At 57.0% G+C, this 9,230-nt stretch carries 8 protein-coding genes and 1 tRNA gene; 6 read left to right on the top strand and 3 right to left on the bottom strand.

Going from position 1 to position 9,230, the window contains the following annotated elements; all coding sequences use genetic code 11:
* Positions 1–173: 173 nt before the first annotated feature.
* A complete protein-coding gene (locus tag RCH87_RS09245) occupies positions 174–395 on the bottom strand; it encodes a hypothetical protein (RefSeq protein ID WP_284795179.1) in 222 nt (73 codons plus the stop codon).
* 381 nt (positions 396–776) lie between these two features.
* On the opposite strand from RCH87_RS09245, the gene RCH87_RS09240 reads away from it, so the two are divergent.
* Positions 777–1,907 carry an LLM class flavin-dependent oxidoreductase gene (locus RCH87_RS09240; protein ID WP_306516409.1) on the top strand — a complete coding sequence of 377 codons (1,131 nt, stop codon included), beginning with the start codon at positions 777–779 and terminating at the stop codon, positions 1,905–1,907.
* 66 nt (positions 1,908–1,973) lie between these two features.
* Here RCH87_RS09240 and RCH87_RS09235 read toward each other — a convergent pair whose 3' ends face one another.
* Both RCH87_RS09235 and hisC read right to left on the bottom strand, forming a co-directional pair.
* A complete protein-coding gene (locus RCH87_RS09235) occupies positions 1,974–2,393 on the bottom strand; it encodes a phage holin family protein (protein ID WP_306516408.1) in 420 nt (139 codons plus the stop codon).
* The gene (gene hisC / locus RCH87_RS09230; RefSeq protein WP_306516407.1) at positions 2,393–3,427 is read right to left on the bottom strand and encodes a histidinol-phosphate transaminase; all 1,035 of its coding nucleotides are present in this window, start codon (positions 3,425–3,427) and stop codon (positions 2,393–2,395) included. Before hisC ends, RCH87_RS09235 begins: the two co-directional genes overlap by 1 nt.
* Positions 3,428–3,507: 80 nt before the next feature.
* On the opposite strand from hisC, the gene RCH87_RS09225 reads away from it, so the two are divergent.
* From RCH87_RS09225 to RCH87_RS09205, 5 genes are all read left to right on the top strand, one after another.
* Positions 3,508–3,596, top strand: a tRNA-Ser gene (locus RCH87_RS09225).
* Between the two features lie 134 nt (positions 3,597–3,730).
* Positions 3,731–5,113 carry an acyltransferase family protein gene (locus tag RCH87_RS09220; protein ID WP_306516406.1) on the top strand — a complete coding sequence of 461 codons (1,383 nt, stop codon included), beginning with the start codon at positions 3,731–3,733 and terminating at the stop codon, positions 5,111–5,113.
* Positions 5,114–5,143: 30 nt separating this feature from the next.
* A complete protein-coding gene (locus RCH87_RS09215; RefSeq protein WP_306516405.1) occupies positions 5,144–5,872 on the top strand; it encodes a hypothetical protein in 729 nt (242 codons plus the stop codon).
* Positions 5,873–6,001: 129 nt separating this feature from the next.
* A complete protein-coding gene (gene mgtE, locus RCH87_RS09210; RefSeq protein WP_306516404.1) occupies positions 6,002–7,366 on the top strand; it encodes a magnesium transporter in 1,365 nt (454 codons plus the stop codon).
* A 67-nt stretch (positions 7,367–7,433) separates the two neighbouring features.
* On the top strand, positions 7,434–9,017 hold the full coding sequence (locus RCH87_RS09205) for a DASS family sodium-coupled anion symporter (RefSeq protein ID WP_306516403.1): 1,584 nt from the start codon (positions 7,434–7,436) through the stop codon (positions 9,015–9,017).
* Positions 9,018–9,230 lie beyond the last annotated feature (213 nt).

Below are 9,230 nucleotides of genomic sequence, written 5' to 3'. Positions count from 1 at the left end.
CTGCTAGGGGTGTAGATATTCGGGGTTTGGCACACACTTTTTGTCGTTTAACCCCCGGTTGTTTATCTCAGGTGCTACCGGTTGTTTTTATGTGCAATACCCTGAGCAAGAATTCACCTGGCTTGGATTCCAGGCAAAGAAAAATCCCCGGCATAACACCAGGGAGCGGAGCGCTAGGATTTTGATTTTTTAGTGGCGATAAAGAACCAGATTGCGCCTACGATCAGTGCCGCGACTGTGAATCCGATGCCGATTTCTTTTGACTTTTCAACCGCAACATCAGCATAGGGTTTTTCAGAAAAGGCAGGCGCTAGGGCTAAGCAATAGACCCAGCAGCCGGCAATGACTGCAGCGAATGAACGAACGATTCTTTTGGGCTCAGTGAAGCTAGACATTGATGTTCTCCTTTCGGGCCTCAGCAAACCTTGGTGAAGCCAGTATTGCCGGCAAACCTTGATGAAGTCAATGCTGATATTGGCTTCGGTGCCCTATTGTGGCCCTATTGTGCTGCCTTTGTTAACGATAAGCCGTAGGGGCTATATCCAAGTAGAGCGGCTTGTGGATAGAAGTTTTGGGGAGGGAATAATGCCTTGTGAAATACGATAAAAATTTGATGAAGGTAGACCGATCGGTCTGTAGAACGTGTTGCACTTTAGTATTTCGATTTCCTAAAAACCTGCACTTCAATACATTCCGGTAGACTAATCGGTCTATTAAATCGTGTCGCGTGAATGTAATTTTGGCATCTTGTATAGACCATGTGGTCTACTGTTTTTATGACTGATAGCGAGATCACATTGCACTGGTACCTACCCACTTACGGCGATTCCCGACAGATCATCGGCGGTGGACACGGCGGGGGCATCTATCACGGCGAAAGAAAACCCACGCTGGATTACCTCACGCAAATTGCTCTCGCAGCTGAGGCCAATGGCTTCGAATCCTTGCTTACCCCCACCGGGCAGTGGTGCGCAGACGCCTGGGTAACCGACGCTGCTTTGTTGGCACGAACTTCCCGTATCAAATTTCTGATCGCTTTTCGCCCAGGATTGGTGAGCACCCCACTATTTGCACAACAAACCCAAACCCTGCAAGAACTATCCGGCGGTCGGGTGCTGCTCAACGTGGTGGTTGGTGGTGAGGATATTGAACAACGAGCGTATGGTGATTACTCCACTAAAGAGCAGCGCTATGCGCGGGCCGATGAAGCGCTGAGTCTAGCGCAGGATTTGTGGACCAGCCCTGAGCCGATCACACGGGAAGGTACCTACGAAACGGTAGAAAATGCACAATTAGCGCAGCGCCCGGAGACCACCCCACGCATCTTTTTCGGTGGATCTTCGCAGCCCGGTATTGAGGTTGCTGGACGACGCGCAGATGTGTACTTAACCTGGGGTGAAACCCCAGATAAAGTGGCGGAAAAATTGGATCGGGTGCGGCAATCCGCTGCCGAGGCAGGCCGCGATCTCGAGTACGGCATCCGGCTGCATGTCATCTCCCGCGATACCTCCGAGCAGGCTTGGGCAGAAGCGCAGCGGCTATTAGACAGTGTAGACCCGCAAGAGGTGCACAAGATTCAACAAGACTTGGCTCGTTCGCAATCAGAAAGCCAGCGCTTACAAAGTGAACTGCATGGGCAGGGGCAGGATTTCGTGTCCGGCGCCGATGCCCATGAGTTAGAGATCGCCCCGAACTTGTGGGCAGGTGTTGGACTGCTCCGCGGTGGGGCAGGCACTGCGTTGGTGGGCAGCCACCAGGAAGTGGCTCAGCGGCTGGCGGAATACCGAGAAGCCGGGATCAAGCATTTCATTTTGTCCGGGTACCCACACTTAGAAGAAACCTGGTCAGTCGGCGAAGGCGTCGTCCCGCAGCTACAACATTTGGGCTACCCGGTGACTAACCATTAACGACTAGCCACTGACGGCTAACGACTAACGGTCAGTCACTATTGAGCAGCAAGTAGCGTCGCCACTCTATCCCCGGGCGCGTACCGGGGAAGTAATCATCGCAACGATGCTGCGCGCGAAAGCGAAAATGCCGGCGCCAAAGGCGGCGGACCAGAAACCGTCGATGGTGAAAGTGATACCCCAAATGTTGATGGCGTTGGTAATCACCGAAGCCAGCCACAGGATCGCGATATTGACGAGGAAAGAAAACAAACCGAGCGTCAGGCAATTGATCGGCGCGCCCACTGTGCGCACAATTGGGCCGACGGTGGAGTTGACTAGCATGAACGCGATTGCGACGATACCCAGCGCGATAGCAGGATCGAAGGATTCGTCGACAAGCAGTTTATTCGGGCCCGTGTAATTCACGCCCGGCACCAGCCAGACAGTCACGGCCAAGGCTGCGGCAATGGTGATGATATTGAGTAACAGCGCCAGCGCACGCATTATGCACGCACCTTCTTCCACGCGGCAAGCAAGGTATCGGTTTCTTCTGCAGTGGTGGCGGTGATGCGCAGACCTTCGTCGAAAGCACGCACCAACACCCCAGATTCAGCCAATTGTGCGGCTATTTCTTGTGGGCTGTCGTGCAAAGATTCGGCCGGAATCCACACGAAATTAGCGAAAGAGGGCGTCAGGCCCAGCTCGTCGGCAAGCCGGTCGCGCTGCTGATTAGTTTCGGTGACGCGTTCGTTGAGCTCGTCGGCAGCCTCCAAAGAAGCTAGCGCTGCTGCCTGCGCTACTGCGGACACACTGAAAGGAATGGCGACTTTGCCCAGCGTCGCAATGATGTCCGGGTTACCGAAGGCATAGCCGACGCGCACGCCCGCCAGCCCGTAGGCTTTCGAGAAGGTGCGCAAACCGATCACATTTGGGTACTGCTGCACGGCCTCGGTGGCCAGCGGGGTGTTATCGGCGGTGTTGTATTCCACATAAGCCTCGTCTAGCGCGACGACGACGTCGGCAGGCACCCGGTCCATGAACTCGCGGAATTCCTCGGTGCTGATGGTAGTGCCGGTGGGATTGTTCGGGTTGCACACGAAAATCAGGCGGGTGCGCTCGGTAATGGCATCGGCCATGGCGGGAAGGTCATTGCGCAGCTCGCGTAGTGGGACCGGCACGGCGGTGGCACCGGTGATCTGGGTGAAAATCGGGTAGGCCTCGAAGCTGCGCCACGGGAAGATGACTTCATCGCCCGGCTGGCAGGTGATGGTCACTAGCTGCTGGCACAATGCGGAAGAACCCGTGCCGACGGTGACGCTGTTTTCATCGGCAAGCCCCAGGTGTGCGGCGAGCTTCTTGCGTAGCTCAACGACTCCCATATCCGGGTAACGGTGGGATTGCGCAGCGGATTCGGCGATGGCCTCGGTGATGCTCGGCAGCGGTGGGTGGGCAGATTCGTTAGAAGAAAGCTTGACTGCATCCGGCATGCGCTTACCGGGGACGTAGGCGGGCAGTGATTCCAGATCTTCTCGCAACATGCGTGTAAGTGTAGTCTCATCTAGCGGGTGCACGGGATTAATTGCGCGAGGGCATGCTAACAGTTATGCTAGATCGCGTTGGAGATGTGCCAGAGTGGCCGAATGGGACTCACTGCTAATGAGTTGCCTGCTTAACAGCGGGCCGGAGGTTCGAATCCTCTCATCTCCGCAGCTTGGCCCCGGTAGGATTTTTCTTACCGGGGCTTTGTGTTGCGCAGTGTCTTGCTCAGTGCGGTGTTGCGCAGTGTGTTGTTGCTCAGCGTTGTCTTGCTCAGTGTGTTCACCCAGCAATATGCTTAGCGCATGAAAGCAGCTTTTCGCTTTGACGGCATTGATTTAGCCCGCGGCCTCGCCATCGTCGGCATGGTGTTTGCGCATCTGGGCCCCACCGGTTTTGATGGCGGGGTTGTTGCGGACTACACGAGCACCGCTTTTGCCGGCTACCCCTCGGCACTGTTCGCGGTGCTGGCGGGCGTTTCTTTGGGCCTTTTTCACGAGCGCGGGGCCGATGACCCTGTGCGCACGCGCCTGGCGACGCTGGTGCGGGGTGTGATTCTTTTGGTCGCGGGCACGTTGATGTCGATGGTGCAGTCCACCATCGCGATCGTGCTCAGCACCATTGCCGTGATTTACCTGCTGTTGTTCTGGTTGCCTCGTTGTAAAACCTGGGTGATCGCCGTCATCATCGCGGTGCTAGCAGCGGTCTCCTCGGTGGGCTTTGTGCTGGTGGATCTCGTGCCATTCGGTTTTGAGCTGTTCATGCCGCCGTACCCGGTGCTGGCGTGGCTGACCTACGGTGCCGTGGGCGTTCTGGTGCACCGCTTCCTGGTGGGCAACACGAAGGCCCAGGCCATTGCGGTGGTTCCTGCGTTGCTGCTTGCGGCCGTGGGGTTTGTTATTCGTGTGAACAATGCCGCGGTTTTTCCGTATGACCCGCTTGCCGACGACAGCGAGCCGCAGTTTGATAAAGAACCGCTTGTGCAATTGCTGTTGACGCGGAGCTTCGAGCCGCACACGGGAATGTTCGGTGATCTGTTGGCGAGCATCACCTGCGCCATCGCGGTGATCTGCCTGTGCTGCCTGTTCTGCCAGGTGCGCTGGGCGAATATTCTTGCCTACCCGCTGCGTGCGGTGGGTGCGATGGCCTTGACGACGTACGTCGCACACGTGTTTATCGCGGGCTTTTTCATGCTCGGTGGCATTCCGTTGGATGCGGGCGAGACTTTCGATATCAGCGGTACTGGCCCGGTGCAGTATTCGAGGCTTGAGCCCGCTGAGGGCAGTGTGCATGAAAGTACGGAATCCGAAAGTGCAGCCGAAACTGACAAGCCTGCCAAACCCGACGAACCTGACCCGAGCTTTCAGCGCTACCAAAAAATTATTCAAGAAGCGGATACTTGGCAGGAGTATGACGAGCTGACCGCGGATTTCTGGGATGACAAGTCCAAAGGCTGGGTTCTGGGCGACGACGAGTTCGATCCGGATGAGCTGGATGGAAAAATTGCTGGTCAGACCAATAACTGGGCTACCGCCGCGTGGAATGCCGTAGGCCTGATTGCGTTTGCGTCGCTGTGGAAGCTGCGTTTCCGCCGCGGGCCGCTGGAATGGGTCGTCGCCAAGCTCATTGCGAAAGCCACCGCGGATAAAAAACCCGTCGCGTTGCAAAAAGACGCTACCATGCAATAGGGTAGCCATACCTTAAACCATGGAGGTTTTATGCTCACGCCTGAAGATTGTGCCCAAAGCCTGACCCGCCGCATCCTGGGTGGGGCGGGCGCGCTGTCGCTGGTTCCGCTGGATGTCGATGCCACCGTGTCTATCGCCGTCGTTGCTCATGGCTTTGATCACCACGGGCAGCTGGTCATCGCGTGCCACGTTGACGATGTTGCTTGTCTTGCCGACGGTCGTGTGCGCATCGATGGCATCAAAAAGGCGCTGGAATTCACCACCGACATCACGATCGCTAGCCTGCATGCGGTCGCAGAAGTGGAATGGCAAAACGAGTGGTACGCCGAGCAGGAATTCGTGGAAGAACCGTCCCCGTTTCTGCGTTTTGGCATCGTTACCTTGGACCACGCGCACCTGCACTGGCCTTGCGGGGCGACGTTGATTCGGATGGCGGAGCTTGCGCAACCGCAGGCGTCCACCGAGCGCCTCGACGAATTCGCTGCCCGCCAGGTGCTGGATGTCGTCGGCAAGCGTCGCCTGGCGACCCTGCACGAAGAAGTCATGGCTGGGGTGACCGAAGGTTTGGTGCTGAGCGATCGTACACAACCGATGTGCCCGCACTGGAACGGGCAAGTGTGGGTCGCCGACGTGAATGAGTGTGGCTTCATGCTGATTGCTGCCGGGCAAGATCGGATGAGCGTGACCATGGTGGGCTTTGCGAGCCCCGCTGCGACACTGGGTAATTTTGAAACCGCAGTGAAAGCGGTCGCCGGCTGATCGTGCTGCAGAATTTTTGATACGCGCCCAACGGGTATATTCTAGCCGGAGCTTACTGGGTAGACCATCTGCCCAGGGGTTTAGTCCGGCCCAGTGGGGCAATCGATGGTCCTGTAAAGGAGGTGCGTTATGCACGATGCAGCAGTAGAAGCAATTGACGAACTAGAAGGTCTGCTGAGGAGTCATGACGACGTACCTCCCCGCGAAGCGCTGCGATTACGCAAGCTTCTCGACGACCCTCCGATCAAAGACATTGTTTCGCTGGTAGAACGCTCCAATGCCACCCGCGCTGCCGTCGTTTTACGTTTGCTTTCGCGGGAACGCTCCATCGCGGTTTTCGACGCCCTCGACGCTGCGCATCAGGCCGATGTCATTGGTGCGCTAGGCAATAAAGATGTTTATTCTTTCTTCGACGAGTTGGACCCGGACGACCGAGTTTCGCTGATCGACGAGCTGCCGGCCGAGATTGCCGACCGGCTGCTGAAAAACCTCGACAAAACTGAACGTGACGTCACTGGCGTCATCTTGGGGTATCCGAAGGGCTCGATCGGCCGTCGCATGTCGCCGGAGGTCCCGGAAATCCACGAGGACATGACGGTGAACGAAGCGATGACGCTGCTGCGCAAAGAGGCAGATGATCTGGAAACGCTGTATTCCGTGCCGGTCACGCGCCGGGACCGTCGCCTGGTTGGTGTGACCTCTCTGCGTGATCTGTTTTTGGCGCACGGCGACCGCAAGGTGAAGTCGGTGATGTCGGATCCGATCTTTGCGCACGCGAACGATGACGCTGAAGAGACCGCGCGTTGGTTCTTGCCGCTCGACTTGTTGGCGATGCCGATCGTCGATCACACCGAGCGCCTGGTGGGTATTCTGACCTTCGACGATGCGCAAGACATCGTGGAGGAAGAAGACAGCGAGGACTCTGCCCGTGCCGGTGGTGCCGAGCCGCTGCAGCAGCCGTACATGTCGACGCCGCTGGTGAAGATCATGCGCTCGCGTATCGTCTGGTTGCTGGTGCTGGCGGTTTCTGCGTTGTTGACGGTGCAGGTGCTGGATGCCTTCGAAGGCACGCTGGAAAAAGCCGTGGTGCTCTCGCTGTTCATCCCGCTGCTGACTGGTACAGGTGGTAACACTGGTAACCAGGCGGCGACGACGGTGACCCGTGCGCTTGCGCTGGGCGATGTGCGTAAACGCGATATCGCGCAGGTGATGTGGCGCGAGTTGCGCGTCGGCTTGATGCTTGGCATTACCTTGGGCACGCTGGGCTTGGTCTTGGCGACGCTGGTTTACGGCTCTGATATCGGCTTCGTGATCGGCCTGACCCTGTTGAGTGTGTGTGCGATGTCGGCGACCGTCGGTGGGGCAATGCCGATCGTCGCCAAGACTGTCGGTGCAGACCCTGCGGTATTTTCTAACCCGTTTATCTCGACTTTCTGTGACGCGACGGGCCTGATTATTTATTTCTTGATTGCGAAAACCATTTTGGGTATTTAGGCCTCACCTATGGGTTAGTATTTAGGAACACTAACCCGTATGACATAGAGCAAGAAATGGACTCATTATGAGGACGCCCCAATTGCACGAGAGCACCTCGAAGGCTGAAGGCCAGGATTCTGAGGTCCGCGAACGTCGTGAAACCACCCGCCAGTACACCGGCTTGCTCGTCGGTATCGCGCTGGCGGTGTTGGTATATGTGTTTTTCCCGTCGAATGCAGTGGAAACCCTGAGTGAATCCGCTGGTGCAGACCCGGACGCTGATTACAGTTTGCAGTCCTTGCGCTTGGTCGCAGCGGTGACGGTGTTGATGGGAAGTTGGTGGATGACTGAGGCCATTCCGCTGGCTGCCACGGCGATGGTGCCATTGGTCGTGTTCCCACTATTCCAAGTTGGCGAGTTCTCTGACGTCGCTACGCCTTATGCTTCGGCCACAATTTTTCTTTTCCTGGGTGGCTTCCTGATCGCACTCGGCCTGCAACGCTGGAACGTGCACCGTCGCATCGCGCTCATGGTGGTGTTGTTGGTGGGCACTTCGCCGAAACGGCTGATTTTGGGCTTCATGATCGCGACCGGCTTTTTGTCCATGTGGGTATCCAATACCGCCACGGCCGTCGTGATGCTGCCGATCGGCATGTCCGTGTTGCAGCTGACTGCTGACGTGGTCGGCGGCATGCGTAAGCAAGCGAAGTTTGCCACCGGCCTGATGCTGGCTATTGCGTATTCGGCATCGATCGGTTCGCTGGGTACCTTGATCGGTACCCCGCCGAACGCGCTACTGGCTGGTTATATGAGCGAGGCGCACGGCTACACCATCGGGTTTGCGCAGTGGATGATGGTTGGTATGCCGATCGCGGTGGTTTTCTTATTCATCGCCTGGGCGGTACTGATCACGGTGTTCAAGCCTGAGATGACGGAGATTCCAGGTGGACGTGAACTGATCAAAAAAGAGCTACACGAGATGGGCAAGTGGACCCGGCCGCAGATCGCCGTCAGCGTCATCTTTGTGCTAGCTGCGTTGGCGTGGATTTTTGTGCCGCTGATTCTGGATCAGTGGCTGGGCATTGAATCGGGCTACCAGGACGCCATCGTCGGTATCGCTGCGGGTCTGTTGATGTTTGCTCTCCCGGCAGATAAAAATGGCACTCGATTGATGGACTGGAAGACAGCCAACGAGCTGCCGTGGGACGTGCTGCTGCTTTTCGGTGGTGGCTTGGCGCTTTCCTCAATGTTTACCAAGACTGGTTTGTCGTTGTGGATCGGTGAGATTGCCAAGGTGCTGGGCTCGTTGCCGCTGTTCCTGTTGATTTTCGCGGTCGCTGGTCTGGTGCTGATCTTGACGGAGTTTACTTCCAACACGGCAACCGCAGCGACATTCCTGCCAATTATGGGTGGTGTCGCTGTAGGTATTGGTCTGACGGCGCACGCGGAACACAACGTGCTGGTGCTGGCCATTCCGGTGGCGCTTGCTGCAACCTGCGCGTTCATGTTGCCGGTGGCCACCCCGCCGAACGCAATCGCTTTTGGTTCCGGCTACGTGCGTATCGGTGACATGATCAAGGGTGGCGTGTGGCTGAACGTCGTTGCCGTGATCTTGACGACGCTGGTGGTCTACTTCGTGGCGATACCGGTCTTCGATATCGTGCTGTAGTTGCGCCTTAGCCGTGCTGCAGCCGTGCTCCAGTTGTGCGGTATCGTTCGCGTTTATGCATTCTGTGCTGGGGATTTGGCAAAATCGGGGATGCTTAGTAAAGTATGTTCTCGTTGCACAGGACGGCGGTCGCAAGATTGCCGAAGAGTGTAGCGGGAAGCGCCCGTAGCTCAACGGATAGAGCATCTGACTACGGATCAGAAGGTTGGGGGT

It is taken from the genome of Corynebacterium sp. (assembly GCF_030826625.1).
Taxonomy (GTDB): domain Bacteria; phylum Actinomycetota; class Actinomycetes; order Mycobacteriales; family Mycobacteriaceae; genus Corynebacterium.
This window is presented reverse-complemented; position numbering and strand designations above follow the sequence as displayed.